Consider the following 26205-nt stretch of genomic DNA (forward strand, 5'->3'; position numbering starts at 1 on the left):
GTTTATCTGTAGTTGGGGTCCAGCACCGGCTGTTTGTGCGGGTCAATGATGAGGCGTCATTGGTCATTCGTTTTTTGAGATGCGGGATTCTCAGCGTCTTGATGTGTTGAAGGAGCGTCGCTGATGCCCGGCAACAAAAGTGCTGAAAGTATTGATGCAATTGCTGTGAGCAGTGCGAGGGTTCCGAGGCCGGCAGCGATGCTGACGGTTGTTGCGATGGCCCCGACGATGAGCGGGCCGGCGGCGTCACCAACCTCCCTGCCGATTTCTGCCGATCCCATGGTTCGACCCATGCGTTCCGGCGGGGTGGTTGATGCGAGATGCGCGAATCCCAGGGGTGTGGCGATCCCGATGCCGCACCCTATGACAAGCGCAGCCAGGTAGAGCGTTATTGGTTGAGGGACGACAGCGAGCAGGACGATACCTGCCGCGATGAGGGCCAGTCCCAGGCTCATTCCGACCCTGGAGGAGACGCGTCCTTGGTCCCTCCAGCGGCCAACCAGGGGTTGGGTGATTGTGGAGGATAGCGCCAGGACCGCAACCACGGCCATGCTCGCAATCAAGGGCAGGTGGAGCGTGGTGCCCAGTAGTGGCAGGAATCCGACGGCTACACCGAGGGCGCCGGTTGCGCCGGCCAACACCATGGTGGGAATGAGGAAGGTGCGTTGGGTGCTTTGGCGCACCAGGTCGTTGATGGTGTAACGGGGACGCGGGAGGATCGGGAGAGTGGGCATGGAGATGCTGACCCAGAGGGCGGCCGCAGCGGAAATGACTGCCATGGTCAGAAAGAGGGCGGGGAATCCGCCGATCCAGATCAGGCCGGCTCCCAGCAGCGGGCCGAGTACGTACCCCAGTCCCTTCCAGGAGCCGTATTTGCCGAAGTACCTGCCTGCGGCATCTGGCCCGGACAGCCTTGCCACGGCTGCGGAGGATGCGGGAGAAAAAGCTGAAGCGGCAGCTCCCTGGCCAAGGCGTGCAATACCGATGATGAGCGGGGTGGTTCCCAGGGTGCCGATGAGGGATGCCAGGGCGAATGCGACTAGGCCTGCAATGATGACGGGCTTGGCCCCGATCCGGTCACTGAGTGAGCCAAAGATGGGTTTGAGAATGACTTCGGCCACGTCATAGAGGGCCAGCAGCACACCGAAGGTGAACAGCCCGAGCCCTATTCCTCCGCTCTCCGCGCCCAGGCCGGCGGCGATGCTGTGGGCGCCAAACGCGGTGGTGAATCCCGCAGCATAGAGCGGGGCCAGGCCCCGGATAGGTGGCCTGGTTGCGTCTGTCTGCATCTTGGGTGGACCAAGCGGATTGGGGTGGATTGGCATTTTCATGAGGTCCGCTCGTCCGGAATAACTGTTTTGCCGCCAGGTGCAGTGCCGGTGTCCTCGGATACTCCGTGGACGGCCTGGTAGACCTGCTCGGCGTACCCCTCCAGGAGAGTTGAGCAGGCACGCAATCTTGATTCGGCGGACTTGGCCTCGGGCAGTTCCAGGACGTCGCGTTTTTTCAGGTCGCGGTACCAGCGCCGCAACCGGTCCAGGCTTTGTTCTTCTTCCTCCAGCTCGGCGAAGGTGAATTTCTTCTTCTGGATTTCCCTGGCAATTTCTGCCTCGAACTTGCCACAGTCCGCCGTGAACTCGGTCCATTCATCAACGCGAACGGCCATGAACGCGTCTCGAATCATGGAGGCTGAGGCATCGTCGCGCGGGGATGCGTCGATGATGACAAGGCTGCCGCCGCCGTTGCGGCAGAGCTCCCCGGCCCGGTCAAGATCGGCTTGGAAGGTCGGCCCCGCAGGTAGTGCCCACACGCCGGTGGAGACGGGGACGGCGCCTGACTTGCGCAGCTGACGCCACACGGCCACTCGGTGGCGGGATGGGTCGGACGGAACTTGGGGAAGAATCAGCACCCACTCAATTTTTTGTGTCACACTGGGAATTGTAACATTTGTTACTTTGTGGAGGAATGATGGTTGAGTCAACTATTCGCAGCACATTGCTGGACAAGACATTCAAGGTCAGCCTGGTCCTCAAGGGGCTGGACGGGGTATTGGAACTGGTCGGTGGAATCCTCCTTCTGCTGGTTTCTCCGGCGCAACTGGGCTTCTTGGTTCAGATCCTGACCCAACATGAACTCTCCGAGGACCCCCATGACCTCATCGCCACAGCTCTCGTGCATCTGGCAGGGACCATGACCGTCTCCGCAACCCTGTTTGGGGCCATCTACCTGTTGCTGCACGGGATGGTAAAGATCGTCCTGGTCTGGGCGGTGCTGAAGGACAAGCTCTGGGCGTATCCGTGGATGATTGCCTTCCTTGGCGTCTTCATCCTTTACCAAAGCTACGAGCTGGTGGTTTCCTTTACCTGGGGCATGGTCCTGCTGACCGCCTTTGATATCTTCATTGTTTGGCTCACTGTGCACGAATACCGGGCACACCGTTCAAAAACGAAACCCGCGAGACCGCGGGAACAACCAATCACAGGGGGCATGACGCAGCCCAAGGGACGATCGGAGGGCCAAAACTTGGCAGCCGCCGACCACAGCACACCTGGCCTGGAAAATCCGCAGAATCACGCGGATTCTGCGCCCGCGGATTGAATCTGTGACGATAAACGGAGTCATAATTGGACCCGAACAAGCCAAAAACGTGACCAACTTTTCGATCAAAAACGTGAGCACAACGTGATTTGGCGTCTCAGGGCAAGCGTCCGAAACAGTAAAATGTTACGCGTCGCATAGTTTGGCACGCATTGGTCATCGTGGGTGACGATGCAGCTGCTGCGGTTCGTGCATCGTTGGCGGCGTCAGCGTGACCACCAGATGAGCTATTCCCGCTGACGCCCAAAATTTTGCAGTAGCCAAATTGGCGGCATGATTCTGCCCTCCGGCCGGTGGCGGCCTGAATCATCCGTTCCGGGTGCTGCGGGTTCAACACGAACTGGCCCCTTCCGCGTTGTGGACATGGTAGGCAAGAGTCATTGACATGAGCGTTTTATGGAGGAAGAGGAGCGGGCACGATGATGGTCGTGGGCAGCCCCGAACAGAGCGAGACAGCCCTGCTGGCCGGCGAAGTTGCCTGCCCTCATTGCTCGGCGCCGCTGCGCGCTCACGGGCACGCCAGCACCCGGACCGTGCGCGGCCTGGGCCAGGAGCGGCTCACCGTACGGCCGCGACGGGCCCGGTGCGGCGGCTGTGGGCGCACCCAGGTCCTGTTGCCGGCCGCGTTGGCCCTACGCCGGGCCGACACGGTGGAGGTCATCGGGACCGCGCTGGCGGCCAAGGCGGCCGGCAACGGGTACCGCACGATCGCAGCGGGGATGGGCCGGCCAGTCTCGACGGTGCGGCGCTGGTTCCGGCGGGCACCGGAGAAGCACGTCCACTGGCTGCACGAGCAGGCGGTCAAGCATGCATTCAGCCTCAACCCAGAAATCCTGGCTGATCTCAAACAGTGGCCGAGCCTACTGGGCCGGAGCCTGAACATACTGGCCGGCGCCGCACTGGCCTTCAACCGCTTGGCACGCGCCGAGCTGCCACCGTGGACCGTGATCGGGTACTTCACACGAGGTAACCTACTCAGCCCACCCCTGCGCACCTAAACGAGCGACGAGATCGTGCTTTGCCATGCACTGGAACAAACGCCACCATGACGACGACACTGAAATTCATCCACAAACACCCGGCAGCTTTGACGGCCGCCGCGTCACCATGACGACCAGACCATCATTCCCTTCGTCATTCAAGGTGACGTCGCCATCGTCAAACAAGGCGACGGTCAACAAGTAAAACCGCAGGTCAGAGCAACATTTGGTGCCCCGGGCCGGACTCGAACCGGCGGCCAAGAGAAACTCAGGACCCTCATGCCAACAGGCTCCATTGACCGTCAAAAACCTTGTGTTTCCGGGGGAGTGTGGAACAACAGGGCCCCTTTGACATGCCAAGGATTGCCATGGGTTTTCGTTGAAAAACGTGAGTAAAACGTGACGTGCACCTGCAGCACCGGGATGGAGCTGTTGTTTGATGGCCGTTTGCAGGTTCATCAGAATGGCTGGTGACATGTCGACAGCTGTCATGGGTGGGTGTCATCTGCCAACAAATCTTGTTGTCTAGGGAGTGGTTTCATTTCCCGGGGAAGAGTCTCCGGTTTGGCAGATAATTCAGATTCTTCGTGGCGTTTTCGGGGGTGAGCTGACCATGAATATCAAGGCATCAGCAGCGGTTTTGGCCTATGGCAAGGCACCGATTTGGTTTTCCGGCCGGCCCCGATGAGTAGCATTTACGTGACCTTGCTGCGAACAGTCGGAGGTCTGATGCGAGAAACGATCTGAGACCGAATTCTTGGCGGCGGGTCCGAAAGTCCAACCCGAGGAAATCCTGCGACTTGGTTGTCTGAAGAGTGCAGATGAAGGGGTGTCCCACTTCCATGGAAGTGGGACACCATAGATTCTCAGGAGACAGGTGCGCCCCTCATTGTCTTACCCTCGATGCAGAATGATCGGGTGAACAAATTTGATCCCGATTCCGTGGCAGTGATGTTGGCCCTCGATGCTGCCATTGCCTACCACCCCGACCCCGGAGACGGACCATTGCGCCGATTCTCGGTCTGGGCACAGCCTCACGTGATCATTGGTGATCGCACGGGACGTGTTGTTGCCTACACACGCAACTGCGGCTTGATAAAGATGCCGGATGGCGAGGGAAACACCGCACTCGAATGCTACCCAGCAGTAAGCATCAAGAGAGTGAACCCCACCTAAGAAGGATTACGAGGTCACCTCCGGCAAGTCCTCGGAATCGTTGTGCAGTGTTGACCAAGGGCCAACCAGTGTCCGTTCCGCGCCTATGCCTTTTTTTATCTCGCGTCTTGTGGGGCGTGCTACAACAGTGGCGTACGGGCGACCCTGTAGACCATGCCAGATAGTCCCATGAATATTTATATGCATTTCCCAGTCTTGAGAGTCAAGGCCTTCTAGCTTCATGGGAACAGCGGGTTCCAGCGGTCCCCCCTTGACATTTATCAAACCGCCATCGGCCCTTTTGAGCTGCCAGCCAATATCTTTGACAGATGCAGTCCTATGGCCGGTGTTTGCTAGGTGAACGGTTAATGACCATTTAGGCTCCGTGGGCTGCTCACTCATCCACGTCACACCGCACTGTCCTGAGACAGAGAGGCTTGGACTATCAAGACGAGAGCGGTGATACTGCCAGTAAAGGCTCACCGTTGCCAGGAGGAACGCCAAGGTAGAAACGATGTTTGCGTATACCTTTGAATAGTCTCCGCCTGGATGGGCAGGTTGTTCCGCGGGGTTCATCGACTCAATGGGTACTACAGGTGGGGTTTGTAGCAGATCTGTCACGTCAAATATCCAAGGATTCATGCCATAACTGTCCCATGATCGGCCACCAATCTTTGCCCCTCCACAGGGTGTGCGCCTGTTGAGCGTGCGGGTTGAGCGATAAGACAAGAAGTCCGCCAGCTGCAAAGGCACAGCAAATTGGCAGCGCCCCTGTAACGTCTAAACCGAAGTGGCCAATCGTCCCCCAAGAGTGAACTGCACCCCGAAAGTTGGACTCGGTGAATAGGAGTCTACGGGGTCTGAGGATGATCCATACGGGAATTCACGCTAAGGGGATCGATCGCGCGGAGTGTGCCGTTTGGCTCCCCATCATCGGGCTTTTCTCGGGCAGGGTATACGGCAATCTGACACCTGCAGAAAGACGTAGGTTCGAAAATTCCCGAAACCGTCTGCACTTGCTCCGGTGAAGGACCCGCGTGCGGGCAAACGTTGTCCAGCTTCCGTCGTCAAACTGTGAGCCAGCGGTTACCTCCGTCAGCGAGGCCTTAGCGTACGATTCATTCCGTTTTCTGAAGCGACCCCGATCACGCCGACCACCACATGCGCGTGCTCATGTCCGGAACAGGCCCGTTCGGGGCTTCTAAAGACCGCGCCGAACGCGGCGAGGCGCTATCCCACGTCTAGCCGCCCGAAGGGCCGTTCCCCGACGAGCGCCTGCTGGCCGCCGAATGATCGTGAAGGGCGTTCGGCACCAATTGAGATGAACCCCAGAGGAGACAGACGCACCGTGACCGAGCAGTGGATCTACGAGCGTAACGCCGACAACTCCGCACGTTTCTTACTGGGCACGTTGGGCGTGAACACACTGATCTGCGTCGGCGTGAACCCCAGCACCGCGAGCCCGGGAGATCTGGATACCACCCTGCGCAGGGTCCGGGGCTACGCGGAGAGGAACAAGCACGATAGCTGGGTAATGCTGAACCTTTACCCGCAGCGGTCGACCGATCCCAAGGGCATGCACGTCACCCTCGTTCCGAAGCTGAAGGTCGAGAACGAGCGACACATCGCCGAATTCGTCAATGGTCGCAAGCTCACGCTACTGGCAGCCTGGGGCGAGCCAATCAAGACCAGGGGGTACCTTCGTCAGACGCTCGAGGGGATCGTGAGAATCACGGACGCCTCTGCCTGCGATTGGATATCGATCGGTGGGCTCACAACTAAGGGACATTCGCGCCATCCGTCGCGAGGCATTTACCTCTCATTTGAGAGCTTCGATGTCGGGGCCTATCTGCGCGGTCTGTAGCCAGAGAGATGCAGGGTGCATCGCACACGCACAGAGGTGTAATGCTTGCGCCACCCGACCGGGTCTGACCATTTCGTATGGGGATGCCCGCCGGCCGCACACTGCGTCGCAGCAGGCGGAGCATAGCCGTCGGGATAGGACGTGGAAGTCGAGTGCTACGCTGGCCGAATCAACCGGAAGGCAGTGCGACGTGACCAAGTACGAGCTGGACTACAACCTGCGGCACCACATGTCCGAGGAAACCTGGGCGGAGTACAAGCGGCTCACCGTTGTTGCCAATAAGCCGCCGTGGTCGGAGCTTCCCGCGACTCGGGTGCTCTACATCACTGGGGGCGTCCTGACGGCTTTCCTGCTCGTGCCTATCGGTATCGCCATCGGGAACAGCACGGATGGCGGTAGCAGTGCCCTGCCGTGGATGGTCGCCTTTAACGTCATGCTGTTTCTGACACTTCTCGTACCGCTATTCACGGTCTTCCGGGAGACCCGTGTGGCCCGCGAGAGGGCGCTGGCTCAAAGAGATGCTTTGGCCCGCACGGTGGAGTTGAAGAGCCCCGGAGTTCGTCGCTCATACGATTACGAAGACCCCATGCCGCATTACCCCGTCACCGACGAGTACAACCCCAGCCTCTATATGGCCCGCGGCGGGCCTGCGACGGCGCAGTGGCTTCGAGACACCGGCTACGGCGACTGGGAGACATACGAGGCGAACAAGCCGGACTGAGCGCCCGCGAATCCCCAGCCGGGCTACCGGCCGAGCTGCGCCTCTCGCCCCGGGGTCGAGGATGATCCGTACGGAAATTCACACTAAGGGGATCAAATTGCATGGAATGTACCGGTTAGCCGTTCCCGCGCGGAACACCACGAGCACCGACGACGTAGTCCTTGTTTCGGTGAGTCGTGTGCTGGCAGGCTTACTGGCAGGTGCGCCGAAGTAATGTCGGTGGGCTCGACTAGGCTGGCGGCACGACCCCTATGTCCTTTTTTACGTCGCCAGCCAGCAGGCGGAGCTGATGTCTTGGACACCCTTGCATCTGCTGAACCGAACCCAGATCATGCATGGAAAGCTCTCTCCTTGGTGAATGAGTGGATCCGCCACTCAGACGCCAAAGCCGGAGTAACCTTCGCTTTCACCGGTGTACTTGCAACCATGACGTTTAACCTAGTGAAAGACTTCACGTCTCGTTCACCACTCTTGGATGTCCTCGTGGCAGTAGTCTGCACGCTAATCATGCTGACCGGCGCACTCTGCCGTCACAGAGGACCGTTATTGTGCTAAACCAAGGGCTATTGATCGTTCCTATCTACGGCAAATCAGGGTAGAACTTGTCGTAAGCGTCGACGAGTATTTGGTTAGTTTGCGCTCCCTCTTCAGGTAGGTGCTCATTAATAGCGTTATGAACACTCCATGAAGGACCGTCGATCACCTTCGAAATCACTTGGATCATTTTTTCAGCCCCCAACGCGGTTAATCTTTCAAGCTCACCGAGACTAATCGCCAAGCAAGGAATGCCCGGATTCTGGAGATTCCCAGTGAACATGCTGTCGTTTGCGCAATGGATTGGCTCAGTGGTGACAATAAGACCGAGCTGCTTCAAATGCTTTGGAATCGCTCGGAATTTCTCGTGTTCACCGAGGATCAACTCGCTTGAATTTTTGAGCTGTCCCCGCGCCTTATCAATGGATTTTTCCAATAGTTGGTACGTCTTGTCTGGGTCACCCGAAAGTGCTGGTTGAGAGATTTTGGCGCCCTTGCATTCAATCAACAGAACCGTGTCATCGAAGATGGCAAACCAATCGACCGATAGTTTTGGTGACTTCGTACCGTAGTTAATCTCTGATAAGACCTGTCCGAATTGGGCGTATTCAAGTTGCTTCCCGACATAGGCTTCTACCCTGTGTCCCAGTTCAGAGGAGAAGTTCTTCCACGCCTCAAAACCGCGATAGTACAGATTCCCAACACTTAGCGTGTGCATGAGGTAAAAAGGCTGCGGCGCAACCAGGATGCCTTCTCCGATGTCTACTATCGGATAGCGCGTAAGCGGATTAAGGGCGAACCTCTTGAGGTGTTCCGGAAGTCCAGCAACTTGACTCGCCATCTCACGCGAGCGTTTCACCGTCGTTGTTAGATCTTCGAGGGTTTGCATTAGCTTATCTATGCGAACCTCTGAATAGGCCGGATCATCTTTCAGGATGCTTAGATCGTCTTTTCTGAGTCTTCCACCAACCGCCAGCATAATCGCTTCAATCAAGGCGACAGCCTGCAACCGGTCTTCAAGAGACATGCCAAAAATTTCAGTCCAGTCCCGCTGTGGCGCTTTAATCGGATCAATTTGAAGGTCCGGGTCACAAAACAGGAGATACGTTCGCGCAATTTCACTGGACATCGATAGTTGAAATTTGTACTGTTCGTACTGGTATGACCCGATCATCAAGTACTTTTCTTCCTGTGGCACTCCTTCAATTGAATCCGCGACACCATACAGGTAAAGCATCCGTGCCATTGCTTTGGGCGTTACCTCGTTGCTTCTAAGCTCGGTTCCGTATTGCATAGATTCTCGCGCCAGGCCAGCAAACGCCCACTGGCTATAGTGATTTTTGAGTGGATGGAATGCTTTCTCACCAAGCCTGTACGACTCTTTGGCTAGCGCAGGCAAAAGCTCGGAGGGCTTGTGTCGTCGTACCGCTTGCCTTACTGCTGACCACTTAGGCCATGATGCTTCATTCCCCAAATGCGTGGTTCCTAGTCTCTATACCCACAGGCCCGACCCCATACCAGTCGTGTCCTCTAAATACTTGTTGCCGGCACATAGGCTGTTCTGTTCTTCAGTTTTCCCCTCGCGCATTCACCCATGATTCCATCATTCACAAAGCGATGCTGCATACGTCCACGGGTACAACGATGTGTCCCACTCACGGTTCCCGATACGGACAGGCTCTGGGTAGCTTCCATTGGCAAGTTCTAGTCCCAGGGCTCTGGACATGGCGATTTAATAGATGCAAGGCCATCGTGTCGTTTTGCCGATTTTGAGGAGCGCGAACCGCGAGATGTAGAGGATCATCGCATCCTGCGGGATACATGACCTTTCATCAATTATATCGAGAATCCGCCTTGGAGCGCGGCGCTCCGGTGTCCAAGAGCCCTAGGATTCAACGAACTCAGCCTGCAGTCACCAGAGCGTGTCCAGAGTCCTGAGTCCAGTGACCACCCAGTTCAACTTGTCCGTAGCGTACGATTTGTTTCCCTTTTCTGCGGTGCCGCCATCGTGGCCCACGCTATGTCATATCCATAGTCCACAATTGATGGTATGGATATGGAGCTGCAAGGCGTGACCGCCGTCAATGAAAGAATTCTCAGGTGCCATCGGCTCAGAGCCTACGTTTTGGCAAATGACCGCACACCCCTGACCGACGGACACCTTGACGTCTACGCAGATGCTACAAAGATCTCCAACGCGAACTTCCAGCACCGCGTAAATGTCCAGGTGAAGGCCCGAGGACATAAAGCCGGGAAGAATCCGCCGAAGTCATTCACCGTTAAGTCGAACGACCTTCGAGGATTCTTAGAACTGCGCGGTGTTCTCTACTTCGTTGTATACATCAACAAAAAGACACTTCAAACCAAGTTGATGTACGCACTACTCACGCCGTTCAAAATCGAGAGTCTACTTAAGAAGATTCCGCCCAGTGGAGGAGTCAGCATCCGCCTCGAACCATTCCCTCAAGACCCCGCAGAAATCGAGAAAATCGTTCGATTTGCGGCAAAGGCACAATCAGAGGACCCGCGGGCTCGAATTGATTTCAATCTGCTTCAAGAGCCGGTAAGTATCACCCTGCATTCTGACAAGACGCTTGACCTTTCAGCTCCCCTGACCTTAACGCGAGATAAGGTCAACTACTCCGTCTCCTACCAATTCGCCGACGGCTCCAGAGTTTTCGCTGACCACGAACTAAAGATCATTCCGGAGGACTACTACGGGAGATACACCAACGTGCACGTTGAAGCCGGAGATTTTGAGTACTCGAATCCGCACCTGAGGAAAGTAGACGTCTCCACGGTTGAGCTCACCCTCTCCAAAGGAATAAGGATGACCATGTCTGTGGAAGGACCGACACTCAAATCCCCAGGCAACATCACTGTGTCCATGCGTCCCACACTCGAAGAGCGCCTCCACGACCTCGGCTTCTACTTCACACTCCTCGATGACCAGTCTCTCAAGATCAATGGCACCCTTCACACGATGCTCGTAACTCCCAGTGACGAAACCGGTGATCTTCGTGACCACTTGCACTTCCTAGAAACCATCGCCAACCTATGTGAACGCCTAGGCGTAGACACCCGACTCGTGGACCTCGATTCTCTTGAAGAGTACCGGGGCAAGCAGCTGCTGGCGCTCGAGGGCGTGTTGCTCCACGGTGAAACACTCTCCTCGGAACATCAACACGTAGGAAGAATCTCCCAACCTATCGGAGAGTGGAATGTCCAATTCATCGTGCTCAATGATCCACCCACCAATACATGGCGCTTGTACGGGACATTCGATCCAAACATGCCAGGACACATCGTTTCTCGATCGACGGACACGCACGATGCCCCCGCCATCGTCACTGTCTACGACGTGATCGAATACAAGTACCTTCCATTCACACTGAACCTGCACCTAGAGAATTTGGTCGCCGCATACCAAAAGGTCTCAAGCCATGCAGGAACAGATGATCGAGCCAACGACACGGTTCTAAGGCTCCTTCGCGCTGCCGACGACGTTCCCCGCAGACAAGGAGAATTTCTCACCGCCGCAGCCGAGCTCAACTCCTGGCTCCAAGCCAATTACGGAGAGCAACCCCACTATTTGATCAACGGTTGGCAAATCGCCGCACGCACAGGAGACCTGTCCTCACTCGACAAAGAATCCATTCGAACACTCAAACACCAAGCTGCTCGAGAAGTTGACGAACGCGCCAGAGAAACAGAACTTGCCTGCGCCATCCTGCTCCAAGATGATGAAGAGAGAGATTTCTTCTTGAATCAACTCGACACTCGTCTAGCCAAACGTTTCAAAACATGGCCCATCTGGCGCCTAACGGAAACCAACAGCACTTTCTAAACAACCGAAAACTGACCGACACAAAACAACCATGAACTCACAGTCCGCACTCCTCGCGCATGGCAACGAGCTATCTAAGAGTGCTCCGAAATGGAGAGGAGCCAAAAACCAAGGCCCGGTTTGGGGCGCTGATGACAACGCGGAAGTTTCGTTGACGTCCGTGGCGGTGGGATCCGCCGGAGGTTCCCCTTAGGGGATGAGTTGGCTGTATGGCTGAGCGGAAGAAGGGCAGTTTGGAATGGGCACGCCGTATTCGTGTCGCTGGGCCGTTGGTCCAAGGCATGATTGCAGAATTACGTGAGCTGAGGGCTTGGAGCTGACGCGCCGGCTCGTTCAGGGTGCGACGGGCTAGTTCCTTGCCAGTTGGGCTCGTTCGAATCCGTGATTACGACGAACGGAGGTCCAATACACGGCAGTCACAGTCGTAGGTCGCCCCTGCCTGGGAAAACCCCGAATTTCCGCGGATTTCCCCCGCGACGATTGAAAAACATGACGTCAAATGGAGCCGGAATCGACCCCGAAAAAGTCAAAAACGTGACCAACTTTTCGTTCAAAAACGTGAGTAGAGCGTGATTTGGCACCTCGGCGATCCCCGCTGAAACAGTAAAGCCGCAGGTCAGAGGCCCTTTTCGTGCCCCGGACTGGAATCGAACCAGCGACCAAGAGAATCTCAGGAGTCTCATGTCAACAGCCGCCGTTGACCGTCAAAAACCGCGTGTTTCCGGGGGACCGCGGGGCTACGGGCCCCTTTGATATGCCAAGGATTGGCACTGGTTTTCGTTCAAAAACGTGAGTAAAACGTGACGTGGACCTGCAGCGCAGCGCCGGACCTGCTGTTCGGAGGCTGTTTGCAGGTTCATCGACATGGTTGATGGCATGTCACTGACTGTGGAAAAAGGTCAGTCGCGTCTCAACAACCTGTGCTGTCCTGTCCGCGGTTTCAGTCCGGCCGACGGGGCTGCCGTTGGCGGCCGTGAACCTTGCTTATTTGGTGCATTTTTGTTGGACGCATGAGTGTGAATATCGACAAATCAGGCGATGGGTTGCTTTCGATTTGCCGTTCCGGTGGGTCTGAATTTGGATCATTTTCGTGATTCAAACTGCGAACCGGCAGAACACTGCTGCGCGGAACGATTCGCGATCGGTTGGTTTGCTACGGGCCCAACAAATCCGATGTCAAGCAAACCTTAGTCAGACCCAAGTCGTCCATGCCACGAGATTAATCTGACTCGCAATGGTGCCTCCGTCGCTCATACTGCGTCCGAGTCGTCGATTCTAGGATGAACATGGCGGGGAATGACTGTGTCCAGTAGCAGCATTGAGTAATGCGACTGGGTCCTTGGTTACCGCGAGTAGGCGATATACGGTGCATCTCGTAGGGCGCGGCCAAATCGCCAGTTTGGGTTCCCTAGAGGTCGAGATTGGCAGGACGGATAGAGAGTCGGCGCGGAGATCATCCGTGGGATGTTTCAGGAATGGGCGCCGGCTTGGGTGTGAGGCGTGGCGTCCGGGTGGGCGGGGTCCGCCCTATCGTGGACTCGCGCTGGACGAGCTGTGCTCCAAACATTCTTTGCTGTACTTCCCGGGTGCCTGGTCGTTCGATTTGTTCTAGGAGCAGATGACCGGCTGCCCTGCCCATCTCGTAGGCGGGTTGGCGGATTGTCGTCAGGGGCACGACGGCCTGGCGAGAGTAGGGCACGTCGTCGTAACCAACAATTGCGATGTCCTCCGGAATCCTGAGACCGGTTCGCAGGAATACTGTCTGGGCGCCGACGGCCACCATGTCGTTGGCGGCGAAGATTGCGTCGGGCCGTTCTGATTCGGGCATTGACAGGATTTGCTCGGCCGCTTCGATGCCGTCCTGGACAGTGAGGTTCGTGACGGTCACTGTCATGACTGTCGCCTCCGTGCCGGATGCTTCCACTGCCAGCATCATGCCCTTCAATCGGTCTGCCGATTGAACAACGTTATGTGGATTACCGAGGAAGGCAAGGTGGCGGCGGCCAATCTCCAGGATGTGGGATCCCGCGAGCCTGCCACCGCCGACATCATCAAACGTCACGGCAGAGATGAGGTCGGACGTCTCAGTCGGACCTACTACCACACATTCAATGCCACGGCTTTGAAGTTGCTCCAAACGGTCTTTGACCCGGCCTTGGGGGATGATCACCAGACCTTGGACCCGGTGGGCCTCAAACATGTCCAGGTTGGCCAATTCGCGCTCAGGATCTCGGTTGCTGTTGCTAAAGAATAGCGACCACCCACAGTCCCTGACAGCGTCCTCCACCCCTCGGGATAGATCGCTAAAATATGGGAGCCAGGCGTCAAGCAGGATCAGGGCCAAGGTCTTACTGGAACCTGCCCTCAACTGGCGCGCTGATTCGTTGGGGACGAATCCGAGCTCAGCTATTGCCGCCTCAACATTCTTGCGACTACGTTCACCCAGGAGTTGGGGACGATTGAGATAGTTGGACACCGTGGATGCGGAAACGCCCGCCAATGCGGCAACGTCCTTGACACTCGCGGCCATACCTCTCCTTCATGTAGCAATAGCTGTACTAGGGCCAGCATAGGCCCAGAGTTGTTACGTTGCAACAATCCGCTCATCAATCCGGGATGGAGGCGGACTTGGGGATGTGTAACGTTGCAAGTGACATTTGACACGTTGCAAGTGATCTCCTAGTCTAGTTTTCATCCACAAGTTGCAACGTTGCAGAATTCCTGTTGCACTCCAATGAATCCCAAAATTTTAGGTAGGAATCCGATGAAAATTGGTTGCCACGGTCTGGTCTGGACCGGACGTTTCGATGCTGAAGGCATCCGCCATTCTGTCCGGAAGACTCAGGAAGCAGGGTTCGACCTGATTGAGTTCCCCCTGATGGACCCTTTTTCTTTTGATGTGGCGACAGCCAAGTCGGCTCTGGCTGAGCATGGTCTGGCCGTTTCGGCGTCGTTGGGTCTCTCGGAAGCGACAGATGTCAGCAGCGACGATCCCGCGATCGTGAAGGCGGGGGAGGAGCTGTTGAACCGTGCAGTGGATATCGTTGCGGAGCTTGGCGGCACGGATTTTTGCGGTGTTATCTACAGCGCCATGAAGAAGTACATGGAGCCGGCAACGGAGCGGGGGCTGGATAACAGCAAGGCCGTCGTTGGGCGGATCGCCGACCGTGCCGCGGGTCTGGGTATCAATGTCTCGCTTGAGGTCGTGAATAGGTACGAGACGAATGTGCTCAATACCGGGCGGCAGGCACTTGGGTACCTCAACGATGTTAATCGAGGGAACCTCGGCATCCACTTGGATACGTACCACATGAACATTGAAGAGTCGGATATGTTCTCACCAGTTCTGGATACCGCTGAGGCTCTTCGCTATGTGCACATTGGCGAGAGCCACCGTGGCTACCTCGGCACCGGCAATGTTGACTTTGACAACTTCTTCAAGGCCCTGGGCCGTATCGGCTATGACGGCCCCGTCGTTTTCGAGTCCTTCTCTTCCGCCGTTGTGGCACCGGATTTGAGCCGCATGCTCGGGATCTGGCGCAACCTGTGGGCAGATAACGAGGAACTTGGCTCCCACGCGAATGCCTACATCCGCGACAAGCTGACGGCCATCAAAACCATCGAACTGCACTAAGACATCTAGATCCGGGCATTATGGGCCGCGGCGCCGCCGTTCCCACAACAAATACGTATCAAAGGAGATAACCATGCTGAAAAAGAGACTGCTTCAATCGGCTGCAGTACTGGCAATCGGAGCGTTGGCCATGACCGGCTGCACCAACAAGAACGCAACCAACAGCGGCAACGACGCCGGCAACTCAGGGACCACCACGATCGCTTTTGTGCCCAAGCTACAGGGCATTCCCTACTTTGAGGCGATGAACGCCGGCGGCAAGGAGGCGGCTGAAGACCTGGGTATTAACTGGCTCTACCAAGGCCCCACCACGGCAGATGCTGCCGCGCAGGCCGACATTGTCCGCTCCTTCATTCAGCAGAAGGTAGACACGCTGATTGTGGCCCCGAACGATCCGGACTCGATGGCCCCGCTGCTCAAGCAGGCACAGGAAGCCGGCATTAAGGTTGCCACCGCTGACACCGACGCGCCAAACTCGGTACGCCAGGTGTTCGTTAACCAGACCACTGAAGAAAACCATGGCAAGGCCCTCAGCGAGAGCCTGATGAAGGCCATGGGCGGCAGCGGCGAATTCGCCATTGTCTCCTGTTCAGAGACCGCCGCGAACCTAAACGCCTACATTGACGTGATCAAGAAGGACGTTGCGGCCAACTACCCGCAGGGCGAGCTGGTTGACCTGGTCTATGCCGGTGAGGACCAGGCCAAGGCTGCGGCCATGGCGACGGACCTGATGAATGCCCACCCGAACTTGAAGGGCATTGTCGGACTGTGCTCCGCAGCAGCCCCGGGCGTCGCGCAGGCCGTGAAGGATGCCGGAAAGATCGGCCAGGTCTTCACCGTGGGTGGCGGCACCCCGATGGCGATGGCACCGTACCTGAAGGACGGCTCATCCAGCGCTTCAGTGTTGTGGGACGTGCAGAATCTGGGTTACCTGACCGCTTGGACGGGCAAGGAGCTGGCCGACGACAAGCAGCTGCAGCCTTCCTTCGACGTCGATGACAAGATCAAGGGCGTCACTTTCGACGCGGCGACCAAGATCGAGCTGCTCGGCCCGCCGCTGATCTTCACCAAAGACAACGTCGACCAGTTCAAATACTGACATGATCCGGGTGTTGCCGCGATGCGGCACCACCCGGCCTTCAGCCCTCGACCATATCCCGACCAAGGACAGTGCCAAGTGAGTGAACAATCAACCACGCCCCGCATCGCCATGCGCGGCATCTCCAAGAATTACGGAGGCGTACGAGCCATCCGGCAGGCGGAACTGACAGTTCAGCCGGGCACCGTGCATGCTCTGGTCGGCGAAAATGGTGCCGGCAAGTCCACCCTGATCAAGATCCTCGCCGGCGCCGAACAGCCCGACACCGGCACCATCGAGTTCGACGGCAAAGCCGTATCGATCACGTCGACCACCGATGCCATCAAGCTCGGAGTCCAGACGGTGTACCAGGAACCGCAGCTCTTCCCGGAGCTGAGCATCACAGAAAACATCTTTATTGGACGCGAAATCAAGCGCGGGCCACGAGTTGACTGGGCTGCACAGGCGGCCCAGATCCACGAGTTGCTAGACATGATCGGCCTACCTCACAAATTGGCGACCGCTCCGGTCGGGGACCTTTCCATTGCACAGCAGCAGCAGGTGTCTATCGCCAAGGCAGTGGCGGGGGAGGCGAGCATCCTGATTCTCGATGAACCGTCGGCGATCCTTACAGACACTGAAATTAGCGTCTTGTTCTCCATTGTGCGGCGGCTGACAGAGCGCGGCGTTGCTGTCATCTACATCACGCACCGGCTCGATGAGCTCTTCGAGATCGCAGACACCGTCACTGTCATGCGGGATGGGGAAACACTGGACACGTATGCCATCCAGGATCTCACCGTGACCAAAATAGCCGAGCTCATGGTGGGTGGGATCGTCACCGAAAAGCGCGAAGTGCGTTCGTTTGACGATGTTGTCCCGACGCTTGAGTTGCACAATGTCGACGTTGGACAGCTTCTGCGGGGCATCGACCTCCAGATTCGTCCCGGTGAAATCCTGGGTCTCTACGGTCTGCTGGGGTCCGGTGTCGCCGAGATTGCCGAGGCCGTTTACGGCATGAAGCAGCCCACTGGCGGCCACATGCTGTATCAGGGAAAACGCATGGTGAACAAGGGGCCGGCAGCGGCCAGGCGGCGGGGCATCACGTTGGTGCCGGCCAATCGCTCGGCTCAGGGCGTTTTTTCCTTCCAAAGCATCCGGTTCAACATCTCCATTGGCGATCTGGCCAAACTCAGCCCGCTGAAAGGCTGGATCAACAGGCGCCGTGAACGCGAGATCGCACTGGACCTGATCAAGCGACTGGGCGTCAAAACTCCCAATGAAAACCAGCCAATCAGTGCCATGTCCGGCGGCAACGCCCAGAAGGTGGTCATCGCCCGCCAGCTGCTGTCCACGCCGAAGCTGCTGATCCTGGCCGAACCCACCCAAGGGGTGGATGTTGGAGCCAAAGAAGAAATACACCGCCTGATCGGCCACCTTGCCGAATCCGGCACCGCCGTTCTTGTCGTCACCACCGACCTTGCCGAGGTGTTGCGGATTTCCGACCGTGTTCTCGTGGTCAGGGAAGGCAAAATTGCAGCCGAATTTGGCACGGACGCGACCCAGGTCGACATCCTTGCCGCAGCCTCCGGCGCCATCTCCACTAGGAATGAATCATGAGTACCAATCTGGAATCCCGCTCTCCGGCCACGGACGGGACCCCCGCGCCGCGGAAAATACTGCCCAGCCTGGTCACCGGACAGGAAGGTGTCCTTATCGGCATCATCGCCGTCCTTTGGATCCTGCTGGGCTTGCTGACTCCTGCCTTTTTGACTTCCGGTTCCATTCTGCCGCTACTGGTAGCAGTCGCCCCGATTGCCTTGATCGGGGTCGGGATGACGTTCATTATCATCACCGCTGGTATCGACGTGTCCGTGGCGGCCGCGATCATGGTCACCGCAGTCATCACCTCCCAGACCATGGTGGCCACAGGCATCCCACTGATCCCTGCCGTCCTGCTTTCCATCGGGGTGGGGGCGTTGCTCGGTTTGGTCAACGGCCTCCTTGTTGCCTACGGCAAGATTCACGCCATCATCATCACTTTCGGCACAGCAAATGTCTTCCAGTTCATCGGCCTGCGCTTCTTCGGGTCATCCACGGTCAACGGACTGCCCGATACTTTCGATGTCTTCGGACGTGGCGAAGCGGGACGGACGCTGGGCATCCCGCACAGCTTCGCCATCACCCTACTCGTGGTGGCCGTCGCATGGTGGTACCTGCGGCATGCCGCCAGCGGACGGCATCTCTTTGCCATCGGCGGAAACGAGAACGCCGCCCGGCTGGCGGGCATCAAGGTCAAACCATTGGTGCTCATGACCTACGTGATCACCGGTGCCCTGGTCGGACTGGCAGCCTGCTTCTTCATCGGCCAGGGCACATCGACCCTTGAGCAGTCCGTCGGTGCCGGCCGCGAACTATTGGTGATCGCCGCCGTCGTCATCGGTGGAACATCGATTCTCGGTGGCCGAGGCACTGTGTTTGGAACTCTCCTTGGCGCCATTCTTGTTCAGACGGTCACCTCAGGTGTCACCCAATTGGGTTGGCCCTCTCAGCTCTCGGACCTCTTTGTCGGAGTGGCCATTATTGCAGCAGTCGGAACGGATATTCTCCGTGAACGCTCCAGGAGGAAGTCATGACTACCACAGCACTCAAAAACAACGAAGTTGGACACCGGCAAGAGAACCTCGGCTACAGGGCGGTGAGAATGCTGCTCACGCAGCGGATCGCCCTCCTGGGTTTGCTGATCGTGGTGGTCCTGGCGATCATGACATCATTGGACTTCGCCGGAGCGCTGAGCGGTTCCTACGACGCGGACTATCTGGCCGCGGCCTTGATCAGCGCCGTGCCCCTGGCAATGCTTGGTCTGGCCCAACTGATGGTCATCCTCTCCGGCCGTGGCGGCATCGATTTGTCTGTCGGTGCCATGGTGTCATTGTGTGGCATCGTTTTCGGGTACTCCTACGGGATTTGGGACCTGGGACTCTTCCCCGCCATCCTGATCACTGCAGTTGCAGGCGTCCTCTGCGGAGCGCTCAACGGATTCCTTGTCGCCTACATGGGTTTCCCTCCGTTGATTGCGACACTGGCGACGTTCTATGCATTGAAGTCCCTGGCCCTGATCGTCAGCGGACAAAAACCCATTAGCACGCTGCAGATCCAGGACTTCTTCTCGGCAGCACAATCAGTGGAAATTCCGGTCATCGGCCACAGCCTGCCGGACGTCCCTTTGGGCATCTTCACCTTCCTGATACCTACCGCCTTGCTTGCCTGGGTGCTCCTGAACCGAACCACCTTCGGCCGGCGGCTGTACGCGCTGGGAACCAACGACGTCGCCGCAATTTGGGCCGGTGTCGACACCCGCGCCAACAGAATGCTGGCCTACGTGCTCTCGGGCCTGATTTCTGGTCTGGTTGCCATCGTCATCGTCGCCCAGTTTGCCTCCGCCCGGCCCGACGCCGGCGTATCCGGCAACGGACTGGCCTTGCCGGCAATCACCATCGCCGTACTCGGCGGCGTAGCGATCACCGGCGGAATCGGCAGAGTGTCAGGGATCCTGCTCGCCACCCTGCTCATAGTCTGGCTCAACGCCGGCATCCTGCTGGCATTCGCAGGCAACGAAGGCACCCAGCTCCAGCTGCTGGCCCTTGGCCTGCTGCTCATTGGCGCCTCACTCCTGAACAACGTGACGCGCAAGAAGTTCGGCGTACTTCACTGACCGGCCGCCTTGCTCCGGATGCCCCCAGGGGCATCCGGATCAAGACAGCGCCACGGGAATCCTCCTGGCGCAGCGGCCGAGGAATCGCCGGCCCACCCTTAGTCTTTAGAACGAACTCCGCACAGACCCGATGCTGGCGGACCATCATCCTGAAAGTATCCCGATGAATCCTTCTGTTGCGCCAGCTGTCTCTCCCGACGTGATAGTTGTCGGTGAAGCCCTTATCGACGTAGTCCACGCCCGAGGTACCGCCTCTGAGCATCCCGGCGGTTCACCCGCCAACGTAGCCTACGGCCTCGCACGCCTTGGTGTTTCAACCGGATTCCTCACCGCCATCGGTAACGACGCCCGCGGCCATGCCATTCACGCCCATCTGACAGGCGCTGGCGTTGAACTTCTCCCCGGTTCCCAGTCCATGCCCACCACATCAACAGCAACGGCAACACTGGCCGACGACGGGTCCGCCAGTTACACATTCGACCTCACCTGGGACTTGGCCTCCGCTACACCCACACACCAGCCAAAGATCCTCCACACCGGGTCAATCGCCAGCTTTCTCGCCCCCGGCTCCGGCAAGGTCAGATCCATCCTGCAACACTATGCCGGGACCAGCACCATCACCTATGACCCAAACATCCGGCCCGACCTGCTCGGCAGCCACCACGAAGCCCTAGCCATCTTCGAAGACCTCGTACCGCTGACCAATGTGGTCAAACTCAGCAATGAAGACGCCGCCTGGCTCTACCCGAACAAATCGCCCAAGGACGCTGGCCGACACATAATCAACCTGGGCACCGACCTAGTGGCAGTCACACTAGGAGCAGAAGGATCCCAGCTCCTGACCGCCGTAACGGACGTCAACATCCCGGCGGCCCCGTCAATAGTGGCAGACACCATAGGCGCCGGGGATTCCTACATGGCAGCATTTATCTCCGGCCTCCTCACCAGAAACACCCACGGCTGGACAACCTCCGTTCTAGAACCAATCGGCAGAATGGCTGCCATGGCAGCCGCCATCACCGTCCGACGACCAGGGGCGAACCCTCCCACCACCGATGAACTGCAGGCCCACTTGGAACAACCAACAGCCTGCTAGTCCGTGCCTCATTCCGTGATGGCCGCCCTCCAAACGGCAACGGTCTGGGTGATCAGGAAGATCGAAGAAGACGGTCCTGACGCCTTCATACGCGTGAGTTTTGTTCTGTTCCAAGTCGCTGAGTCCCGGAAGTACGGCGATCGAAGGCCCAAGTAGTGATTGGACCTGCTCGTCGCTGTCCGGCCGATTTCAGGAAATTCAGAATCGCGGAATCTAGCCATTTTTTGTGACTGAACGGTGAAAATGATGACCATCAGGTGCTGAAAGAGATGACCAGAAACTCAGGAAAACTCTGTTGAATTAGATGAATAAAAGATGACCGGGGCCATTTTTGCCTCTTAAAGGGGCTCTGACCTGTGGGGTATAACTGCAGGTCAGAGGCCCTTTATGTGCCCCGGGCCGGACTCGAACCGGCGGCCAAGAGAAACTCAGGAGTCTCATGCCAACAGTCATCGTTTCACGTCAAAAACTGCGTGTTTCCGGGGGAGTGCGGGGCTACGGGGTCCCTTTGATATGCCAAGGATTGCCATGGGTTTTCGTTCAAAAACGTGAGTAAAACGTGACGAGGCCTCGTAACGTAGCGCCGAAGCTGCTTGTTGAAGGCCGTTTGTAGGTTCATCGACACGGTGGACGGTATGTCACCGGTTGTCGAGATCAGGATATTGCGTGCCAACAAGCTGTGTTGTTCGGAATGCTGATTTGGACAAAGCTCGAACCCGTCCCAGCGGGGCCAAAAGGCTACTTGGAGGTGCCGATTTCACAGCAAGAATGGACGTGAATTGTGTCGTTCCTAGATGGAAAGCACTCATTCAGTCATCGATTTGCGGTTCTGGTTGGCCTGAAATGGGATCAGTTTCGTGAGTCAAAATACGAACGGATAGTAGACCGTGTGCAGAATAAGTTGCGATCGCCCAGCCGGATGCAGGCTCGATTTTTGGTATGAAGCCTGCTTGATCTTGCCCTCGAGTTGCAGATCCGGCATGTTCCGCTCCGATAGTGGTGAGGGGGTGTTTGCAAAGTCGTCCAGCTGACTGTGAGACCAGCTCGCTTGTGGGCTCGTGCCGAGTATATTCGGGCCGGGGTAGCTTTGGCAAGGATTCGCTCGCCTTTCAAGCGCAGGACCGTGATCTAGCTATTTCGTAGGGATGCCAGGACTCGAGGTGCAGTGCCTCGCCTGATCTGACATTTCTACCGTCGTCCCGTCATGTCCCTTTCCAGGGCAAGCCGTATTAGACGCTTCAACAGCCGCGCCACTTGGAAGCTATGAGAACCTGTTTCCTCAGCGTGGAGGCCAGTGAGGTGACGATTTACATGGTCTGCGGTGAAGAACCGTTTCACGGGCGTTGAACTCATGTGTGCTGTTACCGATTGAATCGGAAATTACGACGATAATTTCCAGTATGACTATTGAAACCTCACTTCGATCAATACGCGCCACGTACGCCGATCTAGACGGGTGGCAGGAGCGAGCTCGACGAATGCCGCCTGAGCAACCTGAGCGTGGTAGCCCACTCGCAGTGGACGACACCGTGTACCCGTGGCACGCCATTAGCGAGGCGGCCCGACTTTCATTGATGACATCGGGCGAGCATCTGCGACTAGCCCGAACGTCGATCGAGGCTGGTCAGGTCTATCCCAGCGCGCACTTCACCGTGCTTCGTGGTGCACTGGTGGGGGCAGCGCCAGCAGTATGGATTCTGGCAGCGGAAGAACCGGCGAAGCGTCAAGAACGCGGACTCACATTGATTGATGAGATGTATCGGCAACTGCAGACGTACTATGGGGAGCTGGCGGCCTCTCAGTTGACCGCGGAAGAACGAGCAGCTCTCAAGGGCCAGGTCGATTGGTGCATGGAGCGGCGGGGGCAAGTCGCGAAGGTTCGTCGAACGAATACAAAGCTCATTCAAACCGACGTCATCAAGTGGGCCCTGCATCATCGCTTCCCAGATGATCAACGACGCAGTGCGGGGAGATTACTCTGGCGGCAGGTGAGTGCTGACGCACACGTCTTAGGGTGGTCCATGTTCCAGCGCGGGAATGTGGTGACTTCGGACCGTCGCTCCGGCTTGGGAGTGAGCGAGTCCGGCGGGGACCTGTCACATATCGCCGAACCGTTCGTGGCTATTCATCTCCTCCTAAAGGAGGGCTGGTCTTTATTTGACCGCCTCTGTGAGTCCCCAGCACTATGATTTCCTGACGAAGGGACCGACGCTCGGTGAGGATCCTTTGCTGAAACTGCAAGGGGTGAAAGTCGTGACTCACGCTAATGCCGATGCTGAGGACGGGAGTGCATTCCGAATCCGGGTTCGCAGCGGCCGGCCGAAACTCGTATTGCCTTGCCAAGAAGCAGCCCTCCGCTTCGCCATGTAGCGGCTAGCGGCTGTCATAGGTACGTTTGGCATGCTCCAAGTGCTCTGACATTTGGCGCACCGCATCGAGAGGATTGACGACCGGGTTTGGTTCCGCAGTCAGGTCCTCATGTTCCCACGAATGGAGGTCCAGCCATCGTCGTTCAATCCCCATATTTGGCGGCATCGCGTCGTAATACATGATCGACTGGGAGGCCGTGGAGTCTCGGCGTTTCGCCGTGTCCTGAATGATGGACTCGTGCATCTTCAACCGTGGATCATGTTCCGGGTGGAAGAAGATGTGGCGATGGGCGGTCGCAATAATGAGATCGTTGAGCGCCATCGCCAGCCCACCGGGGAGATTGATCCTGTGGTCTCGTCTCAGTCGAGGCTGGTCATTGTGCAACGCGCCGGGCAGGTATAGGAACCGGTGCGGGTCGAGTGGGACATAGATGTCCCAGTAGCTTGCAGCGCGCAGTTGGTCCTCATCGTCCTGCCCATTGATGATTTGAACGGGAACGTCGGAAGTGAACAGACACAGGTTCGTAAACCCAATGCCCCATGGTCGTCGCGCCAGAAGAAAGGCGAGCGGTCCGATCTCTCGCGCAATGTACTCCAGGTGGGGATTGTTGCTAGCTAGCCGTGAGGGAAACGGCAGCGACTCGCCATCCAGTTTCCTTAGTCGTTCTCTTTGACGGGCTGTTCTGAGGATCTGTGCAGCGATCCACCATGCAATGGCATGCCGGGTTTCGTCCCGTGTCGGCCATTTTCCAGGCAGGGCACTATCAGCCGGTAGGCGCCCTTTATCGAGCACGAAACGAAATGCGGTGGCCGCCTCACCCTCTATGATCCCCAAGAATTGCTCCATATGGTGATGGGGCACCCCTTCAGGATCGGTCCCCCAGTAGAAGCCCTTGGCGGACCCCACATTGCGGATTCCTTGCGTGAAGTCGGTTTGGGGCCTATCTGCAAGGGCCGCTTGGATAACCTGGGTGGTTGCCGCCTGCTTGGCAAAGCGTTTGAGGTACATCACCGGCACGATGTGGTCGTTCGTGCTACCTGGCTTCATCTTCCCTGCCCCTCCTTGAATTTCTCGCAGCTGTCCGGCGCAAGAGCGCAATACTGAATTGAATATATCCTTCCCGTCACTCTAGGCGCGTCTTCCCGCTATACACGGTGCACTGACGCTGGACGTCTAGGCAGATCTGATCCAAAACTTTGGGTGCCACTGGCTCCGGTAGAGGATTCGCTTTCGGAACTCCTTGGCGGTCCTGTTGGACGTTCCGTTCGCGGGACATGGCCGGTGCTAACTGATCTAGAACTGCCGAAGTGGGATGCTAGTTCCGTGGACTTGAAAACAATCACCAATGCGCCAGCAATTGTCATTCGCCCGTATCGTCCCGCTGATGCTGCAGACACCATGGCGATATTCCTCGCCGCCGTGACCGATACCGCTGCCGCCGACTACTCACCGGAGCAGATTCAGGCGTGGGCACGCCCAGAAACGCGCGAACTATCCACCTGGCACGCCGCGATGCACGCGAGGAACAGTTACGTCGCGATCGTCGATGGAGAGCCAGCAGGCTTCTCAGACGTAGACCGGTTTGGGTATATAGACATGATGTTCGTGGACCCTCGTTTCCTAGGACTTGGGGTAGCACGGCAACTGCTTGCCCATGTGGAGGCCTACGCACGTGCAGGGCGCCTGACAGAGTTGACGGCCAATGTCAGCATCACGGCCAGACCCTTCTTCGAGCGATACGGATTCACCGTCGAGGCGAAACAACATCCTGTGATGATCGGCGTACAACTAACCAACTACGCAATGAAGAAGAACCTACTGAGCAACTGATCCACATCAAGAACGAAGTAGTTCCCAGCGGCAACAGTCCCGCTAAAAGGTTCCCTATTACTGGATAGTGAGTCGACACTTGGCCGATTGAATGAGCATCGCGTCGGAAATCTCTTGTCCCAAACCACCGTTAGGCTAGTGGTTCGAAGCTTACCGTCCGAGTCAGCGACGGGATCAGGACGATCGGAGGCCCAATAGTTAGCAGCCGCCGGCTGAAATAACGCTGATTCGGAAAAACCGCGGATTCCCGCGGTTTTTCTGCCCCGTAGGTTGAAAAACGTGACAACAGGCGCGGATTAATCGGATCTCAAGGGTCAAAAACGTGATCAACTTTTCGTTCAAAAACGTGAGTTGAACGTGATTTGTCCTTTCCGAGCGGCCGTCGAAAACAGTATAACCGCAGGTCAGAGGCCCTTTTTGTGCCCCGGACTGGAATCGAACCAGCGACCAAGAGAAACTCAGGAGTCTCATGCCAAAGGCCTCCATTGACCGCCAAAAACAGCGTGTTTCCCGGGGAGTGCGGAACAACACGGTCCCTTTGATATCCCAAGGACTGCCGTGGGTTGTCGTTCAAAAACGTGAGTAAAACGTGACGAGACCCTGCAACGTAGCGCCGGGCCATCTGTCTGATGGCCATTAGCAGGTTCATCGACATCGTGGACAGCATGCCACCGGTTGTCGAAATCAGGATATTACGTGCCAACTGTGTTGTCCGGAGCGCTGATTCGGGCAGAGCCACAAAACCGTCCTAGCATGGCCAAAAAGGCTACGTGGCGGTGCCGA

The 26205-nt window shown here is 57.3% G+C and carries 20 protein-coding genes; 14 read left to right on the plus strand and 6 right to left on the minus strand.

Annotated elements, in window-relative coordinates; all coding sequences use genetic code 11:
- Positions 1-56: 56 nt before the first annotated feature.
- On the minus strand, positions 57-1289 hold the full coding sequence (locus G6035_RS06890) for an MFS transporter (protein WP_176616347.1): 1233 nt from the start codon (positions 1287-1289) through the stop codon (positions 57-59).
- Positions 1290-1327: 38 nt separating this feature from the next.
- Positions 1328-1930 (minus strand): Chromate resistance protein ChrB, encoded by a 603-nt coding sequence (locus tag G6035_RS06895; protein ID WP_371130895.1) that lies wholly within the window; start codon positions 1928-1930, stop codon positions 1328-1330.
- Between the two features lie 35 nt (positions 1931-1965).
- Between G6035_RS06895 and G6035_RS06900 the strand changes: the two genes are divergently transcribed.
- Together G6035_RS06900 and G6035_RS06905 are read left to right on the plus strand one after the other, a co-directional pair.
- Positions 1966-2598, plus strand: coding sequence for a DUF2127 domain-containing protein (locus tag G6035_RS06900; RefSeq protein WP_176616348.1), 633 nt, complete (start codon positions 1966-1968; stop codon positions 2596-2598).
- 419 nt (positions 2599-3017) lie between these two features.
- On the plus strand, positions 3018-3596 hold the full coding sequence (locus G6035_RS06905) for a DUF6431 domain-containing protein (protein ID WP_176616349.1): 579 nt from the start codon (positions 3018-3020) through the stop codon (positions 3594-3596).
- A 66-nt stretch (positions 3597-3662) separates the two neighbouring features.
- Here the strand turns inward: G6035_RS06905 and G6035_RS06910 are convergent, their stop codons facing one another.
- Positions 3663-4070 carry a hypothetical protein gene (locus tag G6035_RS06910; protein ID WP_176616350.1) on the minus strand — a complete coding sequence of 136 codons (408 nt, stop codon included), beginning with the start codon at positions 4068-4070 and terminating at the stop codon, positions 3663-3665.
- A gap of 426 nt (positions 4071-4496) precedes the next feature.
- Here G6035_RS06910 and G6035_RS06915 point away from each other — a divergent pair, with 426 nt between their 5' ends.
- The 3 genes from G6035_RS06915 (at position 4497) to G6035_RS06925 (ending at position 7318) form a co-directional block, all read left to right on the plus strand.
- Positions 4497-4754 carry a hypothetical protein gene (locus G6035_RS06915; protein WP_176616351.1) on the plus strand — a complete coding sequence of 86 codons (258 nt, stop codon included), beginning with the start codon at positions 4497-4499 and terminating at the stop codon, positions 4752-4754.
- 1327 nt (positions 4755-6081) lie between these two features.
- Positions 6082-6597: a DUF1643 domain-containing protein gene (locus tag G6035_RS06920; RefSeq protein ID WP_176616352.1), complete on the plus strand. Its 516-nt coding sequence runs from the start codon at positions 6082-6084 to the stop codon at positions 6595-6597.
- 190 nt (positions 6598-6787) lie between these two features.
- Positions 6788-7318 (plus strand): hypothetical protein, encoded by a 531-nt coding sequence (locus tag G6035_RS06925; protein ID WP_176616353.1) that lies wholly within the window; start codon positions 6788-6790, stop codon positions 7316-7318.
- A 580-nt stretch (positions 7319-7898) separates the two neighbouring features.
- Here G6035_RS06925 and G6035_RS06930 read toward each other — a convergent pair.
- Positions 7899-9326 (minus strand): hypothetical protein, encoded by a 1428-nt coding sequence (locus G6035_RS06930; protein WP_176616354.1) that lies wholly within the window; start codon positions 9324-9326, stop codon positions 7899-7901.
- A gap of 576 nt (positions 9327-9902) precedes the next feature.
- On the opposite strand from G6035_RS06930, the gene G6035_RS06935 reads away from it, so the two are divergent.
- A complete protein-coding gene (locus tag G6035_RS06935; RefSeq protein WP_176616355.1) occupies positions 9903-11699 on the plus strand; it encodes a hypothetical protein in 1797 nt (598 codons plus the stop codon).
- 1453 nt (positions 11700-13152) lie between these two features.
- Here G6035_RS06935 and G6035_RS06940 read toward each other — a convergent pair.
- Positions 13153-14229 (minus strand): LacI family DNA-binding transcriptional regulator, encoded by a 1077-nt coding sequence (locus G6035_RS06940; RefSeq protein ID WP_176616356.1) that lies wholly within the window; start codon positions 14227-14229, stop codon positions 13153-13155.
- A 204-nt stretch (positions 14230-14433) separates the two neighbouring features.
- Between G6035_RS06940 and G6035_RS06945 the strand changes: the two genes are divergently transcribed.
- The 7 genes from G6035_RS06945 to G6035_RS06975 all read left to right on the plus strand — a co-directional run bounded on the left by G6035_RS06945 (position 14434) and on the right by G6035_RS06975 (position 23411).
- On the plus strand, positions 14434-15333 hold the full coding sequence (locus G6035_RS06945; RefSeq protein ID WP_256127805.1) for a sugar phosphate isomerase/epimerase: 900 nt from the start codon (positions 14434-14436) through the stop codon (positions 15331-15333).
- 130 nt (positions 15334-15463) lie between these two features.
- Positions 15464-16432: an autoinducer 2 ABC transporter substrate-binding protein gene (locus tag G6035_RS06950; protein ID WP_256127807.1), complete on the plus strand. Its 969-nt coding sequence runs from the start codon at positions 15464-15466 to the stop codon at positions 16430-16432.
- 78 nt (positions 16433-16510) lie between these two features.
- Positions 16511-18031, plus strand: coding sequence for a sugar ABC transporter ATP-binding protein (locus G6035_RS06955; protein ID WP_218063023.1), 1521 nt, complete (start codon positions 16511-16513; stop codon positions 18029-18031).
- The gene (locus G6035_RS06960; RefSeq protein ID WP_176616359.1) at positions 18028-19047 is read left to right on the plus strand and encodes an ABC transporter permease; all 1020 of its coding nucleotides are present in this window, start codon (positions 18028-18030) and stop codon (positions 19045-19047) included. Before G6035_RS06955 ends, G6035_RS06960 begins: the two co-directional genes overlap by 4 nt.
- Positions 19044-20126, plus strand: coding sequence for an ABC transporter permease (locus G6035_RS06965; RefSeq protein ID WP_176616360.1), 1083 nt, complete (start codon positions 19044-19046; stop codon positions 20124-20126). Before G6035_RS06960 ends, G6035_RS06965 begins: the two co-directional genes overlap by 4 nt.
- Before the next feature lie 163 nt (positions 20127-20289).
- Positions 20290-21222 carry a carbohydrate kinase gene (locus G6035_RS06970; RefSeq protein ID WP_176616361.1) on the plus strand — a complete coding sequence of 311 codons (933 nt, stop codon included), beginning with the start codon at positions 20290-20292 and terminating at the stop codon, positions 21220-21222.
- 1517 nt (positions 21223-22739) lie between these two features.
- Positions 22740-23411 (plus strand): hypothetical protein, encoded by a 672-nt coding sequence (locus tag G6035_RS06975; RefSeq protein WP_176616362.1) that lies wholly within the window; start codon positions 22740-22742, stop codon positions 23409-23411.
- A 184-nt stretch (positions 23412-23595) separates the two neighbouring features.
- Here the strand turns inward: G6035_RS06975 and G6035_RS06980 are convergent, their stop codons facing one another.
- A complete protein-coding gene (locus G6035_RS06980; protein WP_176616363.1) occupies positions 23596-24639 on the minus strand; it encodes a DUF4238 domain-containing protein in 1044 nt (347 codons plus the stop codon).
- A gap of 276 nt (positions 24640-24915) precedes the next feature.
- On the opposite strand from G6035_RS06980, the gene G6035_RS06985 reads away from it, so the two are divergent.
- Positions 24916-25422, plus strand: coding sequence for a GNAT family N-acetyltransferase (locus G6035_RS06985; RefSeq protein ID WP_371130896.1), 507 nt, complete (start codon positions 24916-24918; stop codon positions 25420-25422).
- Positions 25423-26205: the final 783 nt, after the last annotated feature.

It is taken from the genome of Arthrobacter sp. SDTb3-6, from assembly GCF_013376095.1.
In the GTDB taxonomy this organism is placed as follows: domain Bacteria; phylum Actinomycetota; class Actinomycetes; order Actinomycetales; family Micrococcaceae; genus Specibacter.